Annotated in this window: 25 protein-coding genes; 12 read left to right on the plus strand and 13 right to left on the minus strand. The window is 64.1% G+C overall.

The window, feature by feature from the left end; genetic code table 11:
- Positions 1–807, minus strand: coding sequence for a TrmH family RNA methyltransferase (locus OK352_RS14485; protein WP_265142217.1), 807 nt, complete (start codon positions 805–807; stop codon positions 1–3).
- An 84-nt stretch (positions 808–891) separates the two neighbouring features.
- Here OK352_RS14485 and OK352_RS14490 point away from each other — a divergent pair, with 84 nt between their 5' ends.
- Both OK352_RS14490 and OK352_RS14495 read left to right on the plus strand, forming a co-directional pair.
- The gene (locus OK352_RS14490; RefSeq protein WP_265142218.1) at positions 892–1,725 is read left to right on the plus strand and encodes a Sir2 family NAD-dependent protein deacetylase; all 834 of its coding nucleotides are present in this window, start codon (positions 892–894) and stop codon (positions 1,723–1,725) included.
- Positions 1,726–1,756: 31 nt separating this feature from the next.
- Positions 1,757–2,359, plus strand: a complete 603-nt coding sequence (locus OK352_RS14495; protein WP_265142219.1) for a histidine phosphatase family protein — start codon at positions 1,757–1,759, stop codon at positions 2,357–2,359.
- On the opposite strand, the gene OK352_RS14500 is transcribed toward OK352_RS14495, so the two are convergent.
- Positions 2,350–2,949, minus strand: a complete 600-nt coding sequence (locus OK352_RS14500; RefSeq protein ID WP_265142220.1) for a hypothetical protein — start codon at positions 2,947–2,949, stop codon at positions 2,350–2,352. The genes OK352_RS14495 and OK352_RS14500 overlap by 10 nt on opposite strands.
- The gene (locus OK352_RS14505) at positions 2,946–3,842 is read right to left on the minus strand and encodes an alpha/beta fold hydrolase (RefSeq protein WP_265142221.1); all 897 of its coding nucleotides are present in this window, start codon (positions 3,840–3,842) and stop codon (positions 2,946–2,948) included. The genes OK352_RS14500 and OK352_RS14505 overlap by 4 nt, the downstream gene beginning before the upstream one ends.
- Before the next feature lie 101 nt (positions 3,843–3,943).
- Here OK352_RS14505 and treS point away from each other — a divergent pair, with 101 nt between their 5' ends.
- Positions 3,944–5,668 (plus strand): maltose alpha-D-glucosyltransferase, encoded by a 1,725-nt coding sequence (gene treS / locus OK352_RS14510; protein WP_265142222.1) that lies wholly within the window; start codon positions 3,944–3,946, stop codon positions 5,666–5,668.
- A 51-nt stretch (positions 5,669–5,719) separates the two neighbouring features.
- Positions 5,720–6,418 carry a 3'-5' exonuclease gene (locus tag OK352_RS14515; RefSeq protein WP_306387809.1) on the plus strand — a complete coding sequence of 233 codons (699 nt, stop codon included), beginning with the start codon at positions 5,720–5,722 and terminating at the stop codon, positions 6,416–6,418.
- A 202-nt stretch (positions 6,419–6,620) separates the two neighbouring features.
- Here OK352_RS14515 and OK352_RS14520 read toward each other — a convergent pair whose 3' ends face one another.
- Positions 6,621–6,869 (minus strand): type B 50S ribosomal protein L31, encoded by a 249-nt coding sequence (locus OK352_RS14520; RefSeq protein WP_265142224.1) that lies wholly within the window; start codon positions 6,867–6,869, stop codon positions 6,621–6,623.
- 111 nt (positions 6,870–6,980) lie between these two features.
- Positions 6,981–7,763 carry an ABC transporter ATP-binding protein gene (locus tag OK352_RS14525; RefSeq protein ID WP_265142225.1) on the minus strand — a complete coding sequence of 261 codons (783 nt, stop codon included), beginning with the start codon at positions 7,761–7,763 and terminating at the stop codon, positions 6,981–6,983.
- Between the two features lie 116 nt (positions 7,764–7,879).
- On the opposite strand from OK352_RS14525, the gene serB reads away from it, so the two are divergent.
- Positions 7,880–8,539 (plus strand): phosphoserine phosphatase SerB, encoded by a 660-nt coding sequence (gene serB, locus OK352_RS14530; RefSeq protein WP_265142226.1) that lies wholly within the window; start codon positions 7,880–7,882, stop codon positions 8,537–8,539.
- A gap of 6 nt (positions 8,540–8,545) precedes the next feature.
- Here serB and fabG read toward each other — a convergent pair whose 3' ends face one another.
- A complete protein-coding gene (fabG, locus tag OK352_RS14535; RefSeq protein WP_265142227.1) occupies positions 8,546–9,256 on the minus strand; it encodes a 3-oxoacyl-ACP reductase FabG in 711 nt (236 codons plus the stop codon).
- A gap of 72 nt (positions 9,257–9,328) precedes the next feature.
- Between fabG and OK352_RS14540 the strand changes: the two genes are divergently transcribed.
- The 3 genes from OK352_RS14540 to OK352_RS14550 are packed head-to-tail and all read left to right on the plus strand — an operon-like array spanning position 9,329 to position 10,706.
- Positions 9,329–9,643, plus strand: coding sequence for a DUF3099 domain-containing protein (locus OK352_RS14540; RefSeq protein WP_265142228.1), 315 nt, complete (start codon positions 9,329–9,331; stop codon positions 9,641–9,643).
- Entirely contained in the window at positions 9,640–9,864 is a 225-nt protein-coding gene (locus tag OK352_RS14545) for a hypothetical protein (RefSeq protein ID WP_265142229.1), read from the plus strand. Before OK352_RS14540 ends, OK352_RS14545 begins: the two co-directional genes overlap by 4 nt.
- Positions 9,861–10,706 carry an SURF1 family cytochrome oxidase biogenesis protein gene (locus OK352_RS14550; protein ID WP_265142230.1) on the plus strand — a complete coding sequence of 282 codons (846 nt, stop codon included), beginning with the start codon at positions 9,861–9,863 and terminating at the stop codon, positions 10,704–10,706. The genes OK352_RS14545 and OK352_RS14550 overlap by 4 nt, the downstream gene beginning before the upstream one ends.
- Positions 10,707–10,709: 3 nt before the next feature.
- Here OK352_RS14550 and OK352_RS14555 read toward each other — a convergent pair whose 3' ends face one another.
- The 6 genes from OK352_RS14555 to sufB all read right to left on the minus strand — a co-directional run bounded on the left by OK352_RS14555 (position 10,710) and on the right by sufB (position 16,470).
- A complete protein-coding gene (locus OK352_RS14555) occupies positions 10,710–12,308 on the minus strand; it encodes an ABC-F family ATP-binding cassette domain-containing protein (protein ID WP_265142231.1) in 1,599 nt (532 codons plus the stop codon).
- A 102-nt stretch (positions 12,309–12,410) separates the two neighbouring features.
- Entirely contained in the window at positions 12,411–12,740 is a 330-nt protein-coding gene (locus tag OK352_RS14560; RefSeq protein ID WP_265142232.1) for a metal-sulfur cluster assembly factor, read from the minus strand.
- 4 nt (positions 12,741–12,744) lie between these two features.
- A complete protein-coding gene (gene sufC, locus OK352_RS14565; protein ID WP_265142233.1) occupies positions 12,745–13,509 on the minus strand; it encodes a Fe-S cluster assembly ATPase SufC in 765 nt (254 codons plus the stop codon).
- A gap of 3 nt (positions 13,510–13,512) precedes the next feature.
- Entirely contained in the window at positions 13,513–13,839 is a 327-nt protein-coding gene (locus tag OK352_RS14570) for a non-heme iron oxygenase ferredoxin subunit (protein ID WP_265142234.1), read from the minus strand.
- Between the two features lies 1 nt (position 13,840).
- The gene (gene sufD, locus OK352_RS14575; protein WP_265142235.1) at positions 13,841–15,049 is read right to left on the minus strand and encodes a Fe-S cluster assembly protein SufD; all 1,209 of its coding nucleotides are present in this window, start codon (positions 15,047–15,049) and stop codon (positions 13,841–13,843) included.
- Positions 15,050–15,051: 2 nt separating this feature from the next.
- Positions 15,052–16,470: a Fe-S cluster assembly protein SufB gene (sufB, locus tag OK352_RS14580; protein WP_265142236.1), complete on the minus strand. Its 1,419-nt coding sequence runs from the start codon at positions 16,468–16,470 to the stop codon at positions 15,052–15,054.
- A 266-nt stretch (positions 16,471–16,736) separates the two neighbouring features.
- On the opposite strand from sufB, the gene OK352_RS14585 reads away from it, so the two are divergent.
- Complete coding sequence (locus OK352_RS14585) at positions 16,737–17,720, plus strand: COX15/CtaA family protein (protein WP_265142237.1); 984 nt, start codon at positions 16,737–16,739, stop codon at positions 17,718–17,720.
- Positions 17,721–17,756: 36 nt separating this feature from the next.
- Here the strand turns inward: OK352_RS14585 and OK352_RS14590 are convergent, their stop codons facing one another.
- Entirely contained in the window at positions 17,757–18,677 is a 921-nt protein-coding gene (locus OK352_RS14590) for a heme o synthase (RefSeq protein ID WP_265142238.1), read from the minus strand.
- 275 nt (positions 18,678–18,952) lie between these two features.
- On the opposite strand from OK352_RS14590, the gene tkt reads away from it, so the two are divergent.
- From tkt to OK352_RS14605, 3 genes are read left to right on the plus strand one after another with little or no spacing between them, the layout of a single operon-like run.
- Positions 18,953–21,046, plus strand: a complete 2,094-nt coding sequence (gene tkt, locus OK352_RS14595) for a transketolase (protein ID WP_265142239.1) — start codon at positions 18,953–18,955, stop codon at positions 21,044–21,046.
- Between the two features lie 22 nt (positions 21,047–21,068).
- Positions 21,069–22,178: a transaldolase gene (gene tal / locus OK352_RS14600; RefSeq protein WP_265142240.1), complete on the plus strand. Its 1,110-nt coding sequence runs from the start codon at positions 21,069–21,071 to the stop codon at positions 22,176–22,178.
- Positions 22,175–23,785 (plus strand): glucose-6-phosphate isomerase, encoded by a 1,611-nt coding sequence (locus OK352_RS14605; protein ID WP_265142241.1) that lies wholly within the window; start codon positions 22,175–22,177, stop codon positions 23,783–23,785. The genes tal and OK352_RS14605 overlap by 4 nt, the downstream gene beginning before the upstream one ends.
- Positions 23,786–23,825 lie beyond the last annotated feature (40 nt).

Here is a 23,825-nt window from a genome sequence, read left to right on the forward strand (position 1 = left end):
TCAGCGTCGACGCAGCTCCCAGAGCGCTACGGCACTCGCCGACGCGACGTTCAGCGAATCAACGCCGTGCATCATCGGAATGACGATTGCCGAATCGGCGCTGCGCAGTGCCCGAGGGCTGAGACCATCGCCCTCCGCGCCGAGGCAGAGCGCCACACGTTCGGGCACCTGTCGCGAAAACTCATCGAGGGTGATGGCATGATCGTCGAGTGCGAGCGCCGCGACGTGGAAGCCCGCGTGCTTGACCTCGTCGATGGACGTCGACCAATCGGGCATCCGGGTCCACGGAACCTGCAGAACGCAGCCCATGCTGACGCGGACGCTGCGGCGGTACAGCGGGTCAGCGCAGCGTGGTCCGACGAGAACGGCATCGGCGCCGATGCCGGCGACGGCCCGAAAAATGGCGCCGACGTTTGTGTGATCGACGATGTCTTCGAGAATCACAATGCGCTCGGCACCCGCGATCGTGTCAGCGATCGAGGCGAGCGGCGGGCGGTGCATCGAGGCCAGCGCACCGCGGTGCATGTGAAAACCCGTCAGCGTCTCGAGGACCTCGGGCGTGCCGACGTAGACCGGGAGATCCGGGAATGCCCGTAGGTCGTCCTCGATGTCCGGTAGCCACTTCTCAAGCAGCAGCACGGAGCGCGGGCGATGCCCCGCCGCCAGCGCACGGCGGATGACCTTCGGCGACTCCGCCAGGTACAGCCCGCCCTCGGGCTCAAGCACGCGGCGCAGCGCCACGTCTGTCAGCTGGGAATAGTCCCGCAAGCCGGGGGCGTTGAGATCAGTGATGGGCGTGATGAGCACGAGAGTCCTTTCCAGCGCCGCCGCACAGCGGGCACAAGCCGCATCTACTATCGTCGCAGGTGCGAGACCGCAGGAGGAACGATGATGAGCGTCACCGACGTGCAGGAAACCCAGATGGATGCTGCCGCCGAAGCGCTCGTCGGGCGGAAGATCGCTTTTCTCACCGGCGCGGGCGTCAGCACGGACTCCGGCATTCCTGACTACCGAGGCGGCGGCGCGCCGAGGCGCACGCCGATGACGATCCAGAAGTTCCTTGCCGATGAATCGGCGCGCAAGCGCTACTGGGCCGGCAGCCACCGCGGCTGGACGCTGTTCGACTCTGTCGTGCCGAACGACGGCCACCGGGCGATCGCCCGCTTTGAGCGGGCGGGGCTCTCCCCCGGAGTCATCACGCAGAACGTGGACTCGCTTCACGGCCAGTCAGGCAGCACACGGCACGTGGAGCTGCACGGCACCATGCACCGCGTCATCTGCCTGACCTGCGGGCAGGTCTATGCGCGGGCAGACCTCGCGAACCGTCTCGACGCACTCAACCCGTGGCTCGCCGAGCCGGATGCTGTTCAGATCAACCCCGACGGCGACGCCGAGGTCGCCGACCCCGGCCGCTTCGTCGTTCCGGACTGCGAATTGTGCGGCGGTGTGCTGAAGCCGGAGGTGGTCTTCTTCGGAGACGTCGTTCCGGTCTCGACGTTTCGGCTCGCGGCCGGCCTCGTCAACGAATCAGATGCCCTCGTGATCGCGGGCTCGTCTCTTGTCGTCAACTCCGGCATTCGCATCCTCGAGATCGCACGCCGACGCGCATTGCCCGTCGTGATCATCAACCGCGGTCAGACGAAGGGCGATTCCCGCGCCACGGTTAAGCTGGATGCTGGAACATCATCGACTCTCACCGCGCTCGCCTCCCGGCTCATCCGCTGAGCGGCGGCGAAGCTGCAGAAAGGGCACGCACGTGACCCAGATCACCTTCGTCAGGCACGGCCAGACGGACTGGAACCTCGAACGACGCATCCAGGGCCTCACAGACATTCCGCTGAATGACACGGGACGACAGCAGGCGGAACGCGCCGGCCGTGAACTGGCGCAGACGGCCTGGGACGGGATCGTGTCGAGCCACCTCAGCCGCGCCCTCGAGACGGCAAGCATCATCGCCGCCTGTGTGGGCCTCCCCGAGCCCACGGTCGTCGCCGGGCTCGAAGAGCGCGCACACGGCGCCATGGAAGGCATGACGTTTGACGAACGGCAGGCGTCGTTTCCGGGCGACACTGTCGTGCCTGGGCTTGAGACGCGTGATGCCGTCATCCAACGTGTGCTGAGTGCCCTCGCCGGGCTTGAGCATGCCGAGCCGGGGCGCATCCTCGCCGTGTCACACGGCGGTGTGATCGGTTCGGTCGTCCGTCACGCGACTGACGGCGAGCAGCCGACAGCGGGTCAGGTGATCGCCAACGGCTCGTACCATGACTTCGATTGGACAGACGGTGAGCTTTCGCTCATCAGACTGCGAGCAATCGAGGCAGATCGGGATCTTCCGCCCGCCACGCTTCCTCAGCGCTGATCGTCGGCGCGCGCCCGGGAGCGGCGTTCCCGATGCACCTCGTAGAACAGCGCCATCAGCTGGTCCGCCTGTTCCGACCACTGCGCGGCGTTCGGGCTCAGCACGTCGTCGGGATCGAGCCGCAGAATCTGCTGACCGGGGCGCGTCGCCGTGACAGCCTCACGTTGCCCGGCGCCGGCGACGGCAACAACAGCATCCGCCCCTCGCTGCAACAGCCGATGGAAGATCGGTCGCAGCGGGCGCAGCATCCGACCTCCGAGCCCCGCATAGGCATCGCGTCCCTGTGGCGCGGATGAACCCACGACGAGTCCGTATCGCCGACCGAGAGTGCTCCACACCGGCACAGGCGAGAACAGCAGATCGACGCCCGCCTCGCCGAGCCCGACTGGTGTGAGGATGTCGCGCGGGTCGTCGAGGGCCCGCAGCAGCTGCCAAGGAAGGTCAGGGAGCGTCTGAAGCTGCTGATGGTCGCTGATCAGCATCGTGAGCGGATGCGCAGAACCGAGCGCGCCAACAAGCCCACGCGTCGCCGTGCTGACGGGATCATCGGCGCGCGGCGTCACGACGCGACAGTCGACGACGAGCCTCACAGGCCTCCCTTCCCTAGGAACTCCTGAATATACCGTGCAGCATCGGCCGGTGCCTCGTAATGGATCAGATGCCCGACGTTGGGGATGACCCGCAGCGTCGCGTCGTCGAACAGTGAGGCGAGGCGCTGCTGCGCGGCGATCGGAGTGAGATCGTCGCGATCGGAAGCAATGAGAAGCACGGGCTGAGTGATGCCCGCCGCGACCTCGCTGACGTCGGTGCTCACTGACGCCCGGAACGCTTCAAGAACGACGCCGCGATCGGTGAAAGCGCTGAAATAGGCGTCGTGCTGCGAGTGAATCCAGCTTCGCAGCCGCGCATCGCGAGTCTTCGCCATTGTCTCGCTCATGACACGGACGATGACTCGGTTGCGCAGCAGGGCGAAGCCGACAGGGGCGGGAAGCACGGCGCTTGCGCGGTAATACGCGACCGCAAGGCGAGTCAGGATGCCGCGGGGCCCCGCGAGCGCCGGCGCAGCGATCGGGTTGATGAGGATGACCCGCTGGGTGTCGAGCCCGGCGGCGACGGCGGCCGAGACAATAATCGATCCGAACGAATGGCCGACGATGACGATTCTGTCGTCAAGACCACGCGCGTGCGTGAAGTCGATGAGCCACTGTGCATAGTGCTCGACGTCATGGGGCGCGTCGGAAAAGCGCGCCGACTCGCCGAAACCGGGCAGATCCGGTGCGATGATGCGCATTCCGGGCAGGTGGGCAGCGACCGGCTCAAGACCGTGATGGTCGCCCCGGAAGCCATGGACGAAGACCAGTGTGAGACCAGCATCCGCGTCACCGTACTCCCAGTATCGGGTGCGGGTTCCCCGCACATCGATCGCGCCCGACTGCACGGGAATCCGCTGGAGCTGGGCTGCATATGGAGAGGTCTTCGGCATCAGTGTTCCAGTTTAGGGTGATCCTGCCCAGATTCCCTGTTGAGTGGCTCTAGAATCGCTAGGACATCACGCCCGTGCCGATGCTTGAGAGGGTTCCCTTCGTGACGTTCACAGCCCCGATTCAACTCCCTGGACTTGCCAGAGACCCGCTCTGGCACCGCAAAGCGGTGTTCTACGAGGTCATCGTGCGATCCTTCGTCGACAGCAACGGCGATGGAACGGGAGATCTGGCCGGCCTCATCTCAAAACTTGACTATCTGCAGTGGCTCGGCATCGATGCGCTGTGGATTCCGCCGTTCTTCGACTCGCCTCTTCGCGACGGCGGCTACGACGTCGCCGATTACCGGTCGATCCTTCCCGAATTCGGCACGATCGATGAGTTCTCCGAGCTCGTGACGAAGGCACATGAGCGCAACATGCGCATCATCATCGATCTGCCGCTCAACCACACCTCCGACCAGCACGAATGGTTTCAGCAGTCCCGGGCGGATCCCAAGGGCCCGTACGGAGACTTCTACGTGTGGAGCGACACGGACGAGAAGTGGCCGGACATCCGGATCATCTTCACCGACAACGAAGACTCCAACTGGGCGTTCGACTCAGAGCGGCGCCAGTACTTCTTTCACCGCTTCTTCTCACATCAGCCTGACCTGAACTACGGAAACCCCGAGGTTCACGAGGCGATGTTCGACATCGTGCGGTTCTGGCTGGATCTCGGCGTTGACGGCTTCCGGCTCGATGCGATTCCCTACCTCTACGAGTCAGACGAGGGCAACGGCGAGGGTGAGCCTGAGACGCACGCGTTCATTCGCCGCCTCCGAGCCCTCGTCGATGCCGAATACCCCGGGCGGATCATGCTGGCCGAGGCGAATCAGTGGCCACGCGAGGTCGCGGCATTCTTCGGCACCGACGAAGAGCCCGAATGCCACATGGCCTTCGACTTCCCCGCCATGCCGCGGATCTTCTACGCGCTGCGCTCGCAGAACGCCGAAGAACTCGTCCGGGTGCTCTCCGAGACGACGGAGATCCCCGAATGGGCGGGATGGGGCGTCTTCTTGAGAAACCATGATGAGCTGACGCTCGAGATGGTGAGCGAAGAATACCGCCAGGCGATGTACGGATGGTACGCGTACGACCCGCGCATGCGCGCGAATGTGGGCATCCGCCGCCGTCTCGCCCCGCTGCTGGACAATTCCCGGGCGGAACTCGAGCTGACGCACGCGCTGCTCTTCGCCCTGCCCGGAAGTCCGTTCCTGTACTACGGCGACGAGATCGGCATGGGCGACAACATCTGGCTGCCCGACCGCGATTCGTCCCGCACTCCCATGCAGTGGACTCCCGACCGCAACTCCGGGTTCTCGAGCGCCGACCCGGGCAAACTGTACCTGCCCGTTGTGCGTTCGCTCGTGTACAACTACACGCTCGTCAATGTCGAATCTCAGCTGGCGCAGTCCCGGTCGCTGCTGCACTGGATCCGCAACGTGATTCATGTGCGCAAGAGCCACGCGGCGTTCGGACTCGGCAGCATGGCGATTGTGCCGTCCACGCACGCGTCGGTTCTGGCATTCGTGCGCGAGTTCGCGGGCACAACGGTTCCGGGTGGTGAGCATCACGAGCGGGTGCTGTGCGTCTTCAGCTTCGCGCATTACGCCGTGTCAACGACGCTCGATCTGCCCGAGCTGGCCGGATGCCGGCTGCGCGATGTCTTCGGTGGCGCCGAGTTCCCGAGCGTTGACGACGACGGCACCCTGACGCTGACGATCGGAACGCAGAGCTTCTACTGGCTGCAGGTGACATCGGCGGATGCTGGTGAGATCGAGCACTGACAGCGCTGTGTGTCGAGCGTCAGCCGTGAGTCGTAAGGTATGAGCGTGTCTATGAATAAGGGTCATTGGTCAGAGTCGGTCGGCGTGTTCGATCTGGAGACAACAGGAATCGATGTGGCGACGAGTCGCATCGTCAGTGCGAACGTCAGCCTGCTCGATACCGACGGCAATGTCGTCTCTCGAACCGATTGGCTCGCCGACCCGGGTGTGCCGATTCCCGAGCAGGCGGCACGCGTCCACGGCATCACGACGGAGCACGCGCGGTCGTTGGGGCGCCCCGCTGCCGAGGTCGTGAGCGAGATCGTCGCCGCGCTGCGCGAGATCCTGGCGACCGGTGCCCCGATCGTCATCTATAACGCTCCCTACGACCTGAGCCTTCTGCGGCACGAAGCGCTCCGGCACGGCGTTGCGCCCCTTGACGACCCGAGACCGGTCATCGACCCGCTCGTGATCGACAAGGCGGTCGACCGCTATCGCAAGGGCAAGCGCACGCTTGACGTCGTGTCTGCCCATTACGGGGTCGAACTGCGTGACGCGCACGAGGCGGCGTCGGATGCTGTCGCGGCAGGCCGTGTGGCGCAGGCGATTGCTCGTGCGTACCCTCAGGCGCTCGCCATCGCCGCAGATGAGCTTCACGACATGCAGATCGGCTGGTGCGAAGCCCAGGCGCTGAGCTTTCAGACATATATGCGCACTAAGCGCGGGCGCACCGACTTCGTGGCCTCTGGGGACTGGCCCGTACGCGTGTGACCCGAGCATGCACGTCAGCTGGGTACGACCCGGCCTGCTCGAAGCTGGTGCGCCAGGGCCGATGCGTGCGACAGGGCGTGCCTTCAACCAGTGCTCCCGGTGGCCGCGTGTCGCGGTCTCACGAGTCGTTGATGCGCGAATTGTTCGTCCGCACAGCACAATGGCCCGGCTCCACGAGGGAGCCGGGCCATTGTGATGTGGCTTACTTGCCGAAGTTCTTGAAGCGCTGGTTGAACTTCTCGACACGGCCGGCCGAGTCGAGGATGCGCTGCTTGCCCGTGTAGAACGGGTGCGACTCGGACGAGATCTCAACGTCGATGACCGGGTACGTCTCACCGTCGAGTTCGATGGTCTTGTCGCTCGACACTGTCGAACGCGTGAGGAACGTCGCGCCCGATGAGAGGTCGCGGAATACGACCGGTGCGTACTCGGGGTGAATGGCAGTCTTCATAAGAATTCCTTCGTCGTACAGAGATCAATTGCTCGTCTGCCGCGAGAAAAACGCAGACAGAGAAGTCCAGGGCTTGCGCCAACGACCTACTTTATCAGATTCTGGCGTGGCTTATCGCGCACGCGCCGCGAACCGGCCGTCAGTGTTGGTCAGCTCGATGGGCATTCCGAACGTCTCCGTCAAGGTCTGAGACGTCAGGGCCTCGGCGAGCGGGCCAGCCGCAACAATGCGACCCTCGCGCAGCAGGAGCGCGTGTGTAATGCCCGTCGGGATCTCCTCGACGTGGTGAGTGACCATCACGATCGCGGGCGCGTCTGCCGCTTGCGCATAGCCGCTGAGAAGCGCCAAAAGCTCCTCGCGGGCACCCAGATCGAGGCTGGCGGCGGGTTCGTCGAGCAGCAGCATCTCGGGGTCCGTCATGACCCCGCGGGCGATCTGCGCGCGCTTCTGCTCGCCATCGCTGAGCGTCCCGAAACGGCGGTCGGCGAGCTCATCGAGCTTCCACTCGGCAAGCACGCGGTGTGCGCGCTTCTCATCGAGCTGTTCATATGCTTCGTTCCAGCGGCCGGTGACGGAGTACGCGGCCGTCATGACGACGTTGAGCACGGTCTCGTCAAACGGGATTCGCTTGGCCATCGCGCTGGATGCAAAGCCGATCCGCGGGCGCAGTTCGAAGACATCGACCGAGCCGAGCTTCTCGTCGAGGATCGACACCTGACCGCGTGTCGGGTACATGAGGGTTGATGCGAGCTGGAGAAGCGTGGTCTTGCCTGCTCCGTTAGGGCCAAGGATGACCCACCGCTCCGCATCGTCCACTGTCCAGTCGACACCGTCGAGTATGGCTGTGCCATTGCGAACGACAGTGACACCGGTGAAATCAAGAACCGTCGACATATCTCCAGCCTAACGGTCGTGGGAGCCTGTTCCCGCCCCGAGTGCACGACGAACGACGTGTCGTGCCATGATCAAAAGTGACCAGCTGTCACCATCCCAAGGAGAACACCGTCACCATGCCGCGAGAACTCGCTTCGCCCGCCCGATTCCTCGTCGTCCTCGACGCCGATTCCACGCTGATTCAGGATGAGGCGATCGAGCTGCTTGCCGACGAGGCGGGATCGACGGACCGAGTCGCCGCCGTCACGGAACGAGCCATGCGCGGCGAACTTGATTTTGCTGAGAGCCTGCGTGAGCGCGTCGCCACGCTTGAGGGCGTACCGGAATCTGTGTTTCCCCGCGTGGTGAGTCGGGTGCGCCCGACGCCGGGGGCGGAGCAGCTGATCGCCGGTGTCCATGCGGCAGGAGGTGCCGTGGGTGTCGTCTCGGGAGGCTTCCACGAGATCCTCGACACAGTCGCCGCCGACCTCGGTGTCGATGCGTGGCGCGCCAACCGACTGCAGATCGCGGACGGCACGCTCACCGGACTCGTCGACGGAGACATCGTCGACGCCGAGGCGAAGGCGACGGCTCTGCGCGCCTGGGCGGCCGCCGGCGAGGTTCCCCTCGCCCGCACGGTGGCGATCGGCGATGGCGCCAACGACCTCCGGATGATGGCCGTTGCGGGACTCAGCGTCGCGTTCAATGCGAAACCCGCCGTCCGCGAAGCCGCCGACGTCGCGTGTGAGCGCGTGGATCTCAGCGACGTGCTCCCCCTGCTGGGGCTCCGCGGCTGATAAAGGTCAGTGCCCCATTCCGAGCCCGCCGTCGACCGGGATCACCGCTCCTGAGATGTACGCGGCGTCATCGCCCGCGATCCACGTCACGACTCGCGCCACCTCGTCCACCTGGGCAAACCGTCCCGCAGGGATGCGCTTCTTGTACTCGGCCTGTGTGTCCTCCGGCAGCTCGGCGGTCATGTCCGTCTGGATGAACCCCGGAGCGACCACGTTCGCGGTGATCCCGCGTGCGCCGAGTTCACGGGTGATGGAGCGCGCCATGCCGACCAGGCCGGCCTTTGACGACGCATAGTTGATCTGGCCGGCAGAACCCAGCAGGCCGACGACACTCGAAATCATCACAATGCGACCAAAACGGCCCTTCAACATTCCCTTGGATGCCCGTTTGACGACGCGGAACGTGCCGCCGAGGTTGGTGTCGACGACGTCATCGAAGTCCTCATCGCTCATGCGCATCATGAGGGTATCCCGGGTGATCCCCGCGTTCGCCACGACAACCTCGACGGGGCCGAGCTTCTCCTCAACCTCCGTATATGCGGCATCGATGCTGGCACTGTCGGTCACGTCGGCACGGACGGTCAGTGTCCCCTCCGGACCGTTGCCCGACCGCGCGGTGACAGCGACGCGGTGCCCTTCGGCGACGAACTGCTCGGCAATGGCGTATCCAATGCCTCGGTTGCCGCCGGTGACGAGAACGGTGCGCTGAGTTGTCATGGGTATCCAATCCGGAAAACGAGAAAGCGAAGTATCAGGTTACGAGCATACAAAAGACGTAGTCTGGAAGAGATGAAGAACGCCTCGATCACTACCCTTGGGATGACTCCCGAAGAGGAGCGACACCGCCGAGTCGTCAAGTACTCGGTGGCGATGGGGATTCGTATGGTCTGCATCGTTCTCATGCTCTTCGCTCATGGCTGGTGGCTTCTCGTCTTCGCGATCGGGGCGATCGCTCTTCCCTACATCGCCGTCGTCATTGCGAATACGCCGACAAGGACGTCCGCGGCCGTGGAACGCCCAGGCGGCGTGATCGTTGCCCGCGAACCCGAGGTGGACGACCCGAGCAGCGGCGCTCAAGGACACGACCAGCACGAGGCATCGTGATCGGAATTGGCGCCGAGCCAGGCGCTCGAGAATGCTCGCGCGCCGGGTGCCGGGAGACCGCGAGCTGGCTGATCGGCTGGCGCAATCCGCGCATTCACTCGGCCGACCGCGAGAAGATCTGGCTCGCCTGTGATGAGCATGTCGACTACCTGCGCGATTTTCTTGAGGCACGCAGCTTCCCCGTCGCCGTGCGCGCGTTCAGCGAGGACGACGAGCAATGACGAGGCACTGGTCCTTTGCATTCAGCTGGCGTTGGGGCGGGTACCTCGCAGTCGCCATCGTGTTTGCCGTCGTGTGCGGGTTCCTCTCGAACTGGCAGGTCAGCAGACTGCATGAGAAGGAGCAGATTCAAGCGCTCGTCGACAGGAACTGGAGTGCAGATCCGGTCCCGCTCGACGAGATCGTTCCGGATCGCACGACCTTCGACGATTCGCATGAATATCAGCCGGTGAGCATGACGGGCGAATACCTCGTCGATGACCAAGTGTTGGTGCGCAACCGGCCGCGATCGGGCAAGCCGGGATTCGAGGTCATCACGCCTCTCCGGCTCGACTCCGGTGCGATCTTCATGGTGGACCGCGGGTGGGTCCCCACCGGCAACGAGCAGGACCACCCCGACAGCATCCCCGCTCCCCCAGACGGCACCGTCACGGTCGTCGCCCGAGTGAAGCCGGGCGAGCCGGAACTCCCCGGGCGGTCAGCGAGCGGTGACCAGATCGCGACGATCCACCTGCCGGACCTCGCCTCACGGGTCGGCGGCGACAGCTACACCGGAGCATACGGTCTGCTGGTCTCCGAGAGCCCGGAGCCATCCGACGCCAGACCCCTGGCGGCGTTCCAGCCTGAGGTTAACGAGGGAATGCACCTGTCGTACGCGATTCAGTGGGTGATCTTCGCACTGCTGGCATTCGCCTTCCTCGGCTACGCCATCCGGCAGGAATACCGGCTGCGCAACGCTGACGACCCGCGTGTGCGCGAGTCCGAGGAGCGCCGTGAGCGCAAGCGCCGCGAAAAGCGGACGGATGCTGACGTCGAAGACGAGCTTCTCGACAGCGTCCGCTGAGGCTCACGCCAGCGAGACGAGCTCGGCGTAGTCCTTCGTCCACAAGTCTTCAACGCCGTCGGGCATGATGAGGACGCGTTCGGGGCTGAGCGCCTCGACGGCTCCCTCGTCGTGGCTGACGAGAATGACCGACCCCTCATAGTGCGCGAGGGCGTCGAGGATCTCGGCACGGCTGGCCGGGTCGAGGTTGTTCGTCGGCTCATCGAGGAGCAGAACGTTGGCTCCCGAGACGACGATCATCGCGAGGGCCAGACGTGTCTTCTCCCCGCCCGAGAGCACCCCGGCAGGCTTGAGCACGTCGTCGCCGGTGAACAGGAAGGAACCCAGAACACGGCGCCCTTCGGTCTCTGTCAAGTGCGGAGAGGCAGACATCATGTTCTGCAGCACACTGCGTGACACGTCGATCGTCTCGTGCTCCTGCGCGTAGTAACCGACGCGCAGACCATGCCCAGCCTCGATCACGCCCGTGTCCGGTTCGTCCACTCCCGCGAGAACACGGAGCATCGTGGTCTTTCCCGCACCGTTGAGCCCGAGAATGACGACGCGTGAGCCGCGGTCGATCGCGAGGTCGACGGCGCTGAACACTTCGAGCGACCCATAGCTCTTGCTGAGTCCCTTGCCCATGAGCGGCGTTCGCCCGCATGCCGCTGGCTTCGGGAAACGCAGTTTGGCCACGCGGTCTGCCTGACGCACCTCTTCCAGGCCGGAGAGCATTTTTTCGGCGCGCGCCACCATCTGATGCGCGGCGGCGGCCTTCGACGCCTTAGCCCCGAACTTTGCTGCCTGCTGCTGCAGAGCCGATGCCTTCTTCTCGGCGTTGGCGCGCTCCTTCTTGCGACGCTCCTGGTCAGCTTCGCGCTGGCGCTGGTAGTTCTTCCAGTTCATGTTGTAGATGTCGATCGTCGTGCGATTGGCATCCAGGTAGAACACACGGTTGACGGTTTCCCCGACGATATCGACGTCGTGGCTGATCACGATGAATCCGCCGTTGTAGCTGCGCAGAAACTCCCGCAGCCAGACGATGGAATCGGCGTCGAGGTGGTTCGTCGGCTCATCGAGGATCATCGTCTCAGCATCCGAGAAGAGAATGCGGGCCAGCTCGATGCGACGGCGCTGGCCGCCCGAGAGCGTCTTCAATTGCTGGTCGAGGATGCGGTCGGGCAGGTTCAGATTGCTGGCGATCGACGCAGCCTCGGCTTCGGCCGCGTACCCGCCGAGAACGTTGAATCGCTCCTCGAGGCGAGAGTACTTTTTCATGGCGGCGTCACTTGCGGCGGCGTCCGTGCTGGCCATCGCCTCGGTTGCGCGCCGCATGCCATCGACGAGGTCGCCGATGCCGCGCGCATTCAGAATGCGGGTGCGCGCCGTTTCTTCCGGGTCTCCTGACCGCGGGTCTTGGGGAAGGTAGCCGAGCTCCCCCGACCGTTCGACGGTGCCTTCGTTGGCGAGCAGATCGCCAGCGAGAACCTTGGTGAGCGTTGTCTTTCCCGCGCCGTTGCGGCCGACGAGGCCGATCTTATCGCCGGGCTGCACGCGAAAGCTGACATTCTGCATCAGCACGCGCGCTCCGACGCGGATCTCGAGATCCTGGACGTTCAGCACGAGGGATTCCGTTCTCCCGGAGGGACCGGGTGAGAGTAGTGGTGGACAGCGTCATGGCTCGGCTCCCTTGCTGGAGCCGAGCCATGACGTGGTGTATGTCGTTCAGATGGCGAAGCCGAGGGCCCGCATCATGTCACGACCATCGTCTGTGATCCGTTCGGGACCCCATGGCGGCATCCACACCCAGTTGATGCGGAACGCATCGACAACGTCGCTGAGAGACTCGGCAACCTGCTGCTCGATGACGTCCGTCAGCGGACAGCCGGCGCTCGTCAGCGTCATATGGATGATCAGGGAATCCGTTTCGTCATCCCATCCGAGATCGTAAATCAGGCCGAGGTCGACAATGTTGACCCCGAGCTCGGGATCCATGACGTCCTTCAGGGCCTCTTCGACCTCGTCGAACTTCTGAGGATTGAGCGTTGTGACCATACCGTTATGATACGGCGGTTTCTGTCAAGAAGCGATCATAGCCTTCATCTTCAAGACGCTCTGCCAGTTCGGGGCCACCCTCTTCGGCAACGCGTCCGTCAACGAACACGTGCACGAAATCGGGCTTGATGTAGCGCAGGATGCGCGTGTAGTGCGTGATGAGCAGCACACCGAGGCCGGTGTTGCTCTTCGCACGATTCACGCCTTCCGAGACCACACGCAGCGCGTCGACGTCGAGACCGGAGTCCGTCTCGTCGAGAACCGCGAAGGCCGGCTTGAGCAGTTCGAGCTGGAGAATCTCGTTGCGCTTCTTCTCACCGCCGGAGAATCCCTCGTTCACATTGCGCGCGGCAAAGCTGGGGTCCATGCGGAGGTTCTCCATCGACGTCTTCATGTCTTTCATCCAGCCACGGATTGCCGGTGCTTCTCCGTCGAGCGCTGTCTTCGCGGTGCGCAGGAAGTTGGTGACGGTGACGCCGGGGATCTCGACCGGGTACTGCATGGCGAGGAACAGGCCCGCGCGTGCGCGCTCGTCGACGGACATCGCGAGAATATCTTCTCCGTCGAGCGTGATGGTGCCCGAGTCGACGGTGTACTTGGGGTGGCCGGCGATTGTATAGGCAAGAGTCGACTTGCCTGAGCCGTTCGGCCCCATGATGGCGTGGGTCTCATCGCTCTTGATGGTGAGGTCGACGCCCTTGAGGATGGGCTTGTTTCCCTGATCGGTATCGACGCTGACGTGCAGGTCGCGGATCTCGATGACTGACATGGGCTAAATCTCTTTCGTTACGTTCGGGTCTATGAAGATGGAGCCGTCGATGATCTCGACGGGGTACACGGGGACGGGCTCGTAGGCCGGAAGCGTCAGAGGCTTTCCCGTGGTGAGTGAGAACTGTGAACCGTGCGCCCAGCACTCCAGGGTTCCGTCTTCGACGAAGCCCTCTGACAGCGAGATATCGCCGTGGGTGCAGGTGTCGCCGATCGCGTGCACATCGCCTGATGAGTCGAGCACGACAGCAATCGGGACACCGTCAAGCACGCAGCGTTTCGCCTCGTCGACGGTCAGTTCACTGAGTTCGCAAGCTTTGACAGATGCCACGTTAGCGTGCGTCTCCCGTGAGGCTCGTTGTGGCGAGCTCGTCCTCGACGGCTGTTTCAAGGCTGGCCTGCAGGTCGGCGTCGCCGATCTGCTGGATGATCTCCGTGAGGAATCCCCGCACGACAAGTCGACGAGCCTCCTCTTCGGTGATCCCGCGAGCCTGAAGGTAGAACAGCTGCTCGTCGTCGAAACGGCCCGTCGCGCTGGCGTGGCCTGCTCCGGCGATGTCTCCTGTCTCGATCTCGAGGTTGGGAACGGAGTCGGCGCGGGTGCCATCGGTCAGAACGAGGTTGCGGTTCTGCTCGTAGCTGTCGGTTCCCGTGGCGTCCGGTCCGATGAGGACATCGCCGATCCACACCGTGTGAGCTCCTTCACCCTGCAACGCGCCCTTGTAATTGACGCGGCTGCGGGAGTACGGCGCATCGTGGTGGACGTACACCTGATGCTCAAGGTGCTGACCCGTGTCGGCGTAGTACAAGCCGAGCGACTCGACGTTGGATCCTTGACCGGCAAGATGCAGCGAGGGGTTCACACGCACGAGACTTCCACCCAGGGTGACGAGCACGTGCTTCAGCGTGGCGTCTCGACCGATCCGGGCGAAATGCGAGGCGAGGTGCGTGGCGGTGTCGCTCCACCACTGCACACTGACGACCGTGAGCCGGGCGCCCTCTTCCACGACAATCTCGACGTTCTCGGTCAGATGCGCGTCGCCGGAGCTCTTGAGAATCAGGAGTGCCTGGCTGTTCGGCTTGGCGGTGATCACCGTGTGGGCACCGCGCGCGTTCGCGCCGAGCGCGTCGCGCTCGACGGTGATCGTCTTCGGTTCTTCACCCGTAATGGTGATGGCGTACGCCTTCTCGGTCTGTGACCAGGCGTTCGCCGCGGGCCGCTCTTCGGGCAGCGCTGCACTGCCGATGCGCGGGTCGCCCATGGCGATCCACTCGGCGGTCACGCCGTCGGCATCGGTCACCGAGACCGCGTACGGGCTACCGTCGAGGTCTCCGTCGCTGAGCGCCGTGAGCCGTTCCACGGGTGTGTAACGCCATTCGGCCTCGCGGCCGGTGAGGTTCGAGAAGTCTTCGACGTTCGTCGACCGTGGGCGTTCAGAGCGGGTCTGCAGAGGGACGAGCCCCCATCCGCCGTCCGTGTGCTCTCTGAATCCGTGCTGCCCTGCCTTGTTTTGTGATGCTGAGGTGTCTGTGACAGTCATTGTTAGCCGACGGATCCTTCCATGCCCATCTCGATGAGCTTGTTGAGTTCGAGAGCGTATTCCATGGGAAGCTCTCGAGCGATGGGCTCGATGAACCCGCGCACGATCATGGCCATGGCCTCAGTCTCTTCGAGCCCACGGCTCATCAGATAGAACAGCTGCTCCTCGCTGACCTTCGACACGGTAGCTTCGTGGCCGAGTTGCACATCGTCGACGCGGATGTCGATCGCCGGATACGTGTCGGATCGCGAGATCGTGTCAACGAGCAACGCGTCACAGACCACCGAGTTCGACGAGTGGTGTGCCGAGGGGTCGACACGCACTTCGCCGCGGTAGCCGGCTCGGCCGCCGCCGCGTGCAATCGACTTCGACGTGATCGAGGACTGCGTGTACGGCGCCATGTGGATCATCTTCGCGCCGGCATCCTGGTGCTGACCGGGGCCGGCGAATGCGACGGAGAGCGTCTCGCCCTTGGCGTGCTCGCCGGTGAGGTAGATCGACGGGTACTTCATCGTCACCTTGGAGCCGATGTTGCCGTCGACCCATTCCATGGTGGCGCCTTCTTCGGCCATCGCGCGCTTCGTCACGAGGTTGTAGACGTTATTCGACCAGTTCTGGATCGTGGTGTAGCGAACGCGTGCGTTCTTCTTCACGATGATCTCGACGACAGCCGAGTGCAGCGAGTCGCTCTTGTAGATCGGGGCCGTGCAGCCCTCGATGTAGTGGACGTAGCTGCCCTCATCCGCGATGATCAGCGTGCGCTCGAACTGTCCCATGTTCTCGGTGTTGATCCGGAAATAGGCCTGCAGCGGGATGTCGACGTGCACACCCGGGGGCACGTAGACGAACGATCCGCCTGACCATACTGACGTGTTCAGAGCGGCAAACTTGTTATCGCCGGCGGGAATGACGGTGCCGTAGTACTCCTCGAAGAACTCGGGGTGCTCGCGAAGCGCCGTGTCGGTGTCCATGAAGATGACGCCCTGGCTCTCGAGGTCCTCGCGGATCTGGTGATACACGACCTCGGACTCATACTGGGCAGCGACTCCGGCGACGAGGCGGGAGCGCTCGGCCTCAGGGATCCCGAGCCGTTCGTACGTGTTGCGGATGTCCTCGGGGAGGTCCTCCCATGACTGGGCCTGCTTCTCCGTGGAGCGCACGAAGTACTTGATGTTCTCGAAGTCGATCTCTGAGAGGTCGGCACCCCACGAGGGCATTGGTTTGCGATCGAAGAGCTTGAGCGCCTTGAGTCGGCGTTTCAGCATCCACTCGGGCTCATTCTTGAGCCGCGAGATGTCGGTGACGACATCGGTGTTCAGGCCACGGCGGGCCGAAGAACCGGCATCGTCCGAATCGCTCCAGCCGAACTCGTAAACACCAAGGCTTTCGAGTTCCGGGCGGTCGATCAGAACATCTGACATATCTACCTCTCTAGAACCGCTAAGAAACAGGATCTCTGTTCACGGCTTGTCCTGCGCACTCGGGAAAGCTGAATGCGAGGAATGTGGTCCGCGTCTGCGTGAACCTACAATTGTTCGAGACCATTCGAATCTGCCCTCATGACGAGTGGCTCTCGCAATGATTACTTGAACAATGCAATTCTACAGGTTGTGTCGACGAAAATGTGAGGTATTCAGTCGACATGAAGCCGGGGCCTCCCCGACGCGTATGAGAGAAGGATCCCGCAGTGAGTCGTGTGTCGTCAGGACGCCACCCCGAAACTCGTCAGACGCAGAAGGACAATGTGCTCATTCGACTCTGGCACTGGCTGCCCAGCAGCGCCGGTGACCGCCGGGTGGTTGTTGCGGCATGGCTCAACCTGATCTTCCAGACCGTGCTCGTGGGTACCGGAGGCGCTGTGCGTCTGACAGCATCCGGATTGGGCTGCCCGACCTGGCCGAAGTGCACGCCCGAATCGTTCATCTCTACGCCGGAGATGGGGATTCACGGGATCATCGAGTTTGGGAACCGAACGCTCTTCTTCGTTCTGCAGATCATCGCGATCTTCGCACTCCTCTGCGTCATCCGCTACCGCGCGCAGCGTCGCGACCTGTTCGTCCTGGCGTTGATCCCCGCGTGCAGCGTGCTCTTCCAGGCCGGCATCGGCGGCATCACGGTCCTCACCGGACTCAACCCCTACGTCGTCGGGCTGCACTTCGTGCTGAGCGTCGTTCTCGTCGTGCTCGGCGCGGTGCTGGTGATGCGCGTGACGTCCGAGCCGGGGCCGCGAGAGCGTGTGGTGCCCGCGTGGTTCGCGCGCCTCGCACACGTTGCGGCGTTCTTCGTCGCAATCTCGGTGATCATCGGGATCCTGACAACCGGGTCAGGGCCCCACGCCGGAGACCAGGGTGCCGCACGCAACGATCTCCCGCCCGAGGTCATGCAACACGTGCATTCCTGGCCGGCATACGTGATGCTGGCTCTCACCGTTGTGCTTGCCCTCGCCGCCTGGACGCGCGGGATCCGCTCGCCGCGAACCTGGCTGACCTGGCTGGTCGTCGTGCAGGGCGTGCAGATCCTCATCGGCATTACTCAGTCGCGCCTCGGTCTCCCGGAAGCACTTGTGGGGACTCACATGGTGCTCGCCTGCGTACTCGCGGCGCTGATGTCGGCGGTGCTTTACTTCATGAAGCGCCCGGTGAAACTGGCCGAGCAGGAACTCGCGCGCTGACCGCGCTCTCGCGCAATCATCCCGGCCTGCGGTGCGTCAGAACGGCAGGAGCGGGTCGATCCCCACGGCGAGGAACAGCAGCGACAGGTACGTGATCGAGCCGTGGAACACGCGCATCGGCGAGGCGTCCTCGTCACGGATCGCCAAGTTGTACAGGCGGTGCGTCTCGTAGATGAACCAGCCCCCGGCGACGATGGCGATAGCCGAGTACGTGATGCCCATGGGTGCGAGGGGAATCAGCAGAAGCGAGCAGACGACAGTCGCCCAGGCGTACAGAATGGTCTGCAGCCCGACGACGGCGCGTCCGCGGACGACGGCGAGCATCGGTACGCCGACCTCTTTGTAATCGGAGCGGTACTTCATCGACAGCGGCCAGTAATGCGGCGGCGTCCACAGGAACACGACGGCGAAGAGAATCCAGGCCTCCGCGCTGAGCGACCCCGTGACGCTCGACCAGCCGATCAAGACGGGAAAGCATCCGGCGATTCCGCCCCAGATGATGTTCTGCTCGGTCCGACGCTTCAGCCACAGGGTGTAGACGCAGACGTAGAAGAAGATTGCGGCGACCGAGAGGCCAGCGGCGAGAAGATTCGTCGTGAGGGCGAGCCACACCGTCGACAATACGGCGAGCGTCCATGAGAACACGAGCGCTTCGCGCGGGCTGAGCTCCCCGGTCACGAGCGGGCGATTCTCGGTGCGCTTCATATGGCGGTCGATGTCGCGATCGATATAGCAGTTGAACGCCCCGGCCGAACCGGCGCTCATGGCCCCGCCAATCACCGTGGCAGCGACGAGCCACAGATTCGGGATGCCGCCAGCGGCGAGGATCATCACCGGAACCGTCGTGACGAGCAGAAGCTCCATCACGCGGGGTTTGGTGAGAGAAAAATATGCGGCGGCCTTGCGCCGGAAGCCGATCGGCTGTGCTGCGATCGGGGTGGGGGTGGTGACGTCCATTGCTCCTCGACTGCTGGGGATGCTTCGATTCTAGGCCACGGTGGGTGAAAGCTCACCGAGACCGGGGAACATTCGCTCCGGTTCACACGTTGTCATGAATGTGCGCACGAGGTGGTGGCTATCTCTATACTGGGGATGCTCGCCTAGCTTCGCGGCGCCCCTGCACGAAAGTCTGTGCCAGTGAGGGGCCGCGACCTGTCAAAGTAGCCAAATGTGCGTGTAAACGCTTCGGCGGGCCGTCAGGCCCGGACGAACAACCAGAAGGGTCAAACAACGTGGCAGCACTGCAATGGGATCCCATTGACAACAAGGCCGTCGACACCGCGCGCGTTCTCGCCGCGGATGCTGTGGAGAAGGTCGGAAACGGCCACCCGGGAACCGCGATGAGCCTTGCGCCCGCGGCCTACCTCCTCTTCCAGAAGGTAATGCGCCGAGACCCGAGCGACGATGCGTGGCTCGGTCGCGACAGGTTCATCCTCTCTGCCGGGCACAGCTCGTTGACGCAGTACATTCAGCTGTATTTCGCCGGGGATGGACTCGAACTCGACGATCTGAAGGCGCTGCGCACGTGGGGCTCCCTCACGCCGGGGCACCCGGAGTACGGCCACACCAAGGGTGTTGAGATCACCACGGGGCCGCTCGGACAGGGACTCTCATCCGCCGTGGGTTTCGCCTACGCGTCGCGCTACGAGCGTGGCCTGTTCGATCCGGATGCTGCCGAAGGCACGAGCCCGTTCGATCATCATGTGTATGTCATCGCCAGCGACGGCGACCTTCAAGAGGGCATTACGAGCGAGGCATCCTCGCTCGCCGGGCATCAGCAGCTCGGTAACCTCATCGCGATCTATGACAGCAACCAGATCTCGATCGAAGATGACACAGACATCGCGTTCACCGAGGACGTCGCCGCCCGCTACGAGGCGTACGGCTGGCAGGTGCTCACCGTCGACTGGAAGAAGTCGGGTGAATACGTCGAAGACGTCTCAGAGCTGAACGACGCGATCGAGGCCGCGCAGGCTGAGACCGGCAAGCCCACGCTGATTGTCTTGAAGACCATCATCGGCTGGCCTGCGCCGAATAAGAAGGACACCGGTGCCATTCACGGTGCCAAGCTCGGTGGCGAGGAGCTTGCCGGACTCAAGGACGTCCTCGGCTTCGACCCGGACAAGACTTTCGATGTGTCGGATGAGGTCATAGAGCACACGCGCGGTGCACGTGAGCGCGGGGCTCAGCAGCGCGCCGAGTGGCAGAGCGCCTTCGATGCCTGGGCCGCGGCGAACCCCGAGCGCAAGGCTCTTCTCGATCGACTGCTGTCCGGGGAACTCCCCGCGGACATTGCTGAGGCGCTCCCCCGCTTCGAGGCGGGCACAGACGTCTCGACCCGCGCAGCATCCGGAAAGGTGCTCACAGCACTCGGTGCCGAGCTCCCCGAGCTGTGGGGTGGCTCTGCCGACCTCGCCGGATCGAACAACACGACGATCGATGGCGCAGCCTCGTTCGTGCCGGCCGAGCACTCGACCGACTCGTGGCAGGGAAACCCCTACGGGCGCGTCTTGCACTTCGGCATCCGCGAGCACGCCATGGCGGCGATCCTCAACGGCATCGTGCTGCACGGACCGACGCGCGCGTACGGCGGAACGTTCCTGATCTTCAGCGACTACCAGCGTCCGTCCGTGAGACTCGCTGCTCTGATGAATGTGCCCAGCATCTTCGTCTGGACGCACGACTCCGTCGCGCTGGGTGAAGACGGCCCGACGCACCAGCCGATCGAGCAGCTCTCCACGCTTCGGGCCATCCCGAACCTCGCTGTCGTGCGTCCGTCCGACGCCAACGAGGTGGCGTACGCATGGCTTGAGATCCTGCGGCGCCACGACGGACCGACCGGGCTCGCGCTGACGCGTCAGAACCTGCCGGTCTTCGACCGCGGTGAGGGCGAGGCAACAGGAGACACGCTGGCCGCCGCGTCCAACGTGACACGCGGAGCGTACGTGCTCGCCGAGGCACCGGGCGGTACGCCCGACGTCATCCTCATCGGCACGGGCTCCGAAGTGCAGCTTGCCGTCGAGGCCCGAGAGCAGCTGCGCGCCGAGGGCGTCAATGCACGCGTCGTCGCCGCACCGTCGCTCGAATGGTTCGACGAGCAGTCCCCCGAGTACCGCGAGTCTGTGCTTCCAGCATCCGTCACCGCACGGGTATCCGTCGAGGCGGGTCTGGACCTGACCTGGCGCGGTATCGTCGGCGACCGGGGCCGTTCAGTTTCGATCGAGCACTTCGGCGCATCGGCTGACTACAAGACATTGTTCCGCGAGTTCGGCATCACTGCCGAAGCCGTTGTGAACGCCGCCAAGGAAACGCTCGGCGCCAACTGAGCCGGGCAGAGGAGAAATCATCATGACTGAGACACCCACGGCACAGCTTTCCGCTGCCGGCGTCAGCATCTGGCTCGACGACCTGTCACGCGAGCGCATCGAGACCGGCAACCTGACGGATCTGATCTCGAACCGCAACGTCGTCGGCATCACGACGAACCCGACGATCTTCGCCAAGGCGATCAAAGACGGCGACCGCTACGCAGCCCAGGTGAGCGAGCTCACCGCGGCGGGCAAGAACGTCGACGAGGTCATCGCCGAACTGACAACGAAGGATGTCGCGGACGCCGCCGACGTCTTCCGACCGATCTCTGATGAGACGAACGGGGTCGACGGCCGAGTGTCCATCGAGGTTGAGCCGGGGCTCGCCCACGACGCACAAGGCACGATCGACCAGGCCGTCTCCCTGTGGGAGCGACTGCAGCGTCCGAACGTACTTATCAAGATCCCGGCGACCGTCGAGGGCCTCGAGGCGATCACCGCCGCGACGGCGAAGGGAATCAGCGTCAACGTGACGCTCATCTTCAGCCTCACCCGTTACCGCGAAGTCATCAACGCATATCTGACTGGCCTTGAGCAGGCACGGGAGGCCGGGATCGACCTGTCCGGCATCCACTCGGTCGCCTCGTTCTTCGTGTCACGCGTCGACACCGAGATCGACAAGCGCCTCGACGCCGTCGGCACGGATGATGCTCGGGCGCTCAAGGGCAAGGCGGGTATCGCGAACGCGCAGCTGGCCTACCAGGTGTTCGAGCAGGAGTTCTCGTCTGAGCGCGCGAAGGCGCTGACGAGCGCCGGTGCGAACCCGCAGCGTCCGCTCTGGGCGTCGACGGGTGTCAAAGACCCGTCGCTCCCCGACACTCTGTACGTGACAGGGCTCGTCGCTCCGGGCGTGGTCAACACGATGCCGGAGAAGACGCTGGAGGCGACGTTCGACCACGGGGTCGTCACCGGCGACACCGTCACCGCGAGCTATGACGACGCGAACAGCGTCCTCGATGCCATCGCGGCGGTCGGAATCTCGTACGACGACGTGACACTCGTCCTTGAGAAGGAGGGCGTCGAGAAGTTCATCGTGTCGTGGAACGAACTCGTTGACGACGTGAAGGTCGCAATGGAGGCCGCGCGATGAGCATCGCGATCCATGTGAGCGGGGCGGCGGAAGACGCCGTCCGCTCCGCCGTCCCGACGCTTGTGAAAGACCTCGTCGCCTCGGGGATCACCGAGCAGAACCCCACGCTCTGGGGCCCTCAGGCCGAAGCAGAGTCTGCAAAGCGACTGGGGTGGACTGAAGCCGTTGCCGTCTCGCGCCCGCTGGTGGACGAGATCGTGGCACTGCGCGAGAAGCTCGCTGCCGCCGGTGTCAATCGGATTATTCTGGCGGGCATGGGAGGCTCATCCCTCGCTCCCGAAGTGATCACCCAAACCTTCGGTGCCGAGCTCACGGTGCTCGACTCGACCGCTCCGGGGCAGGTGCGCGCCGCTCTTGACGCGGGCGTACAGAACACGGCTATCGTGGTGTCGTCGAAGTCGGGGTCGACTGTCGAGACGGACAGCCAGCGCCGCGTCTTTGAGAAGGCGTTTCAGGATGCTGGGATCGACCCGCGAGAGCGGATCATTATCGTCACGGACCCGGGTTCGCCGTTCGACACTGCCGCCCGCGAGGGCGGGTTCACCGTCTTCAACGCGGATCCGAACGTCGGCGGTCGCTACTCGGCCCTGACGGCGTTCGGTTTGGTGCCGTCCGGTCTCGCCGGTGTCGACATCTCTGCGCTGCTCGACGAAGCAGACCAAGTGCTCACCGAGCTCGCCATCGACGATGAACGCAATCCGGGGCTGATCCTCGGTGCCGCGATCTCGGCGACCTCGCCTCGCAAAGACAAGCTCGGTATCGTCGCTGACGGTACGCACATCGTCGGGTTCGCCGACTGGGCTGAGCAGCTGATTGCGGAGTCAACGGGGAAGGAAGGCACGGGGATCCTCCCGGTCGTCCTCGAGACGCTGGCACCAGAGCTGGAGAACACCCCAGATGACCTGCAGATCGTTCGCCTCGTCGACAACGCCGACGAGCTGCACCTTTTCCCGCGGGACCGCCACGAGGGCGAGATCCTCGTCAGCGGCTCCCTCGGCGCCCAGCTAATCGTCTGGGAATACGCCGTTGCCGTCGCCGGTCGGATTCTCGGCATCAACCCATTCGATCAGCCCGACGTCGAATCGGCCAAAGAGGCGGCGCGTGGTCTGCTCGATGACCGGCCCGAACCTCAGTCACCGGCATTCACCGAAGGCGGCATCGAGGTCCGAGGCGACCAGTCACTCGTCGAGGGCGTTTCGAACGTGCGCGAGGCGATCGATCGGCTCGTTGCAGCGATCCCGGAGGACGGCTATGTGTCGATTCAGGCATACGTCGATCGACTCAGCCTTCCGCAGCTCGACGGCCTGCGCAGCCTGCTCGCCGCACGGGCAGGGCGCCCGGTGACGTTCGGCTGGGGTCCGCGATTCCTGCACTCAACCGGCCAGTACCACAAGGGCGGGCCTGCCCAGGGTGTGTACCTTCAGATCACGGAAGAGGCATCGACCGACCTGGAGATCCCCGACCGTCCGTTCACGTTCGGGCAGCTCATCGAGGCACAGGCTGCGGGAGACGCGGGGGTTCTGCGTGAGCACGGCCGCCCCGTGCTCTCCGTCAAGCTGACGAGCCCTCAGGACGACACGCTCGCTCTCTTCGAGGCCATCAACTAACTCTCAACGACTCAGCATTCGCACGGGCGGATGCTGTCAA

It is taken from the genome of Microbacterium sp. MPKO10 (assembly GCF_026107415.2).
GTDB lineage: Bacteria > Actinomycetota > Actinomycetes > Actinomycetales > Microbacteriaceae > Paramicrobacterium.

What these genes read in the sequence shown, in the direction of transcription:
- OK352_RS14560 (WP_265142232.1), bottom strand. Translation starts at nt 12,740, where the DNA reads ATGGTCACAACGCTCAATCCTCAGAAGTTCGACGAGGTCGAAGAGGCC.
- serB (WP_265142226.1), top strand. Translation starts at nt 7,880, where the DNA reads ATGCCGCGAGAACTCGCTTCGCCCGCCCGATTCCTCGTCGTCCTCGAC.
- sufB (WP_265142236.1), bottom strand. Translation starts at nt 16,470, where the DNA reads ATGTCAGATGTTCTGATCGACCGCCCGGAACTCGAAAGCCTTGGTGTT.
- OK352_RS14515 (WP_306387809.1), top strand. Translation starts at nt 5,720, where the DNA reads ATGAATAAGGGTCATTGGTCAGAGTCGGTCGGCGTGTTCGATCTGGAG.
- OK352_RS14590 (WP_265142238.1), bottom strand. Translation starts at nt 18,677, where the DNA reads ATGGACGTCACCACCCCCACCCCGATCGCAGCACAGCCGATCGGCTTC.
- OK352_RS14520 (WP_265142224.1), bottom strand. Translation starts at nt 6,869, where the DNA reads ATGAAGACTGCCATTCACCCCGAGTACGCACCGGTCGTATTCCGCGAC.
- fabG (WP_265142227.1), bottom strand. Translation starts at nt 9,256, where the DNA reads ATGACAACTCAGCGCACCGTTCTCGTCACCGGCGGCAACCGAGGCATT.
- tal (WP_265142240.1), top strand. Translation starts at nt 21,069, where the DNA reads ATGACTGAGACACCCACGGCACAGCTTTCCGCTGCCGGCGTCAGCATC.
- OK352_RS14490 (WP_265142218.1), top strand. Translation starts at nt 892, where the DNA reads ATGAGCGTCACCGACGTGCAGGAAACCCAGATGGATGCTGCCGCCGAA.
- OK352_RS14540 (WP_265142228.1), top strand. Translation starts at nt 9,329, where the DNA reads ATGAAGAACGCCTCGATCACTACCCTTGGGATGACTCCCGAAGAGGAG.
- sufD (WP_265142235.1), bottom strand. Translation starts at nt 15,049, where the DNA reads ATGACTGTCACAGACACCTCAGCATCACAAAACAAGGCAGGGCAGCAC.
- OK352_RS14605 (WP_265142241.1), top strand. Translation starts at nt 22,175, where the DNA reads ATGAGCATCGCGATCCATGTGAGCGGGGCGGCGGAAGACGCCGTCCGC.
- OK352_RS14505 (WP_265142221.1), bottom strand. Translation starts at nt 3,842, where the DNA reads ATGCCGAAGACCTCTCCATATGCAGCCCAGCTCCAGCGGATTCCCGTG.
- sufC (WP_265142233.1), bottom strand. Translation starts at nt 13,509, where the DNA reads ATGTCAGTCATCGAGATCCGCGACCTGCACGTCAGCGTCGATACCGAT.
- OK352_RS14525 (WP_265142225.1), bottom strand. Translation starts at nt 7,763, where the DNA reads ATGTCGACGGTTCTTGATTTCACCGGTGTCACTGTCGTTCGCAATGGC.
- OK352_RS14550 (WP_265142230.1), top strand. Translation starts at nt 9,861, where the DNA reads ATGACGAGGCACTGGTCCTTTGCATTCAGCTGGCGTTGGGGCGGGTAC.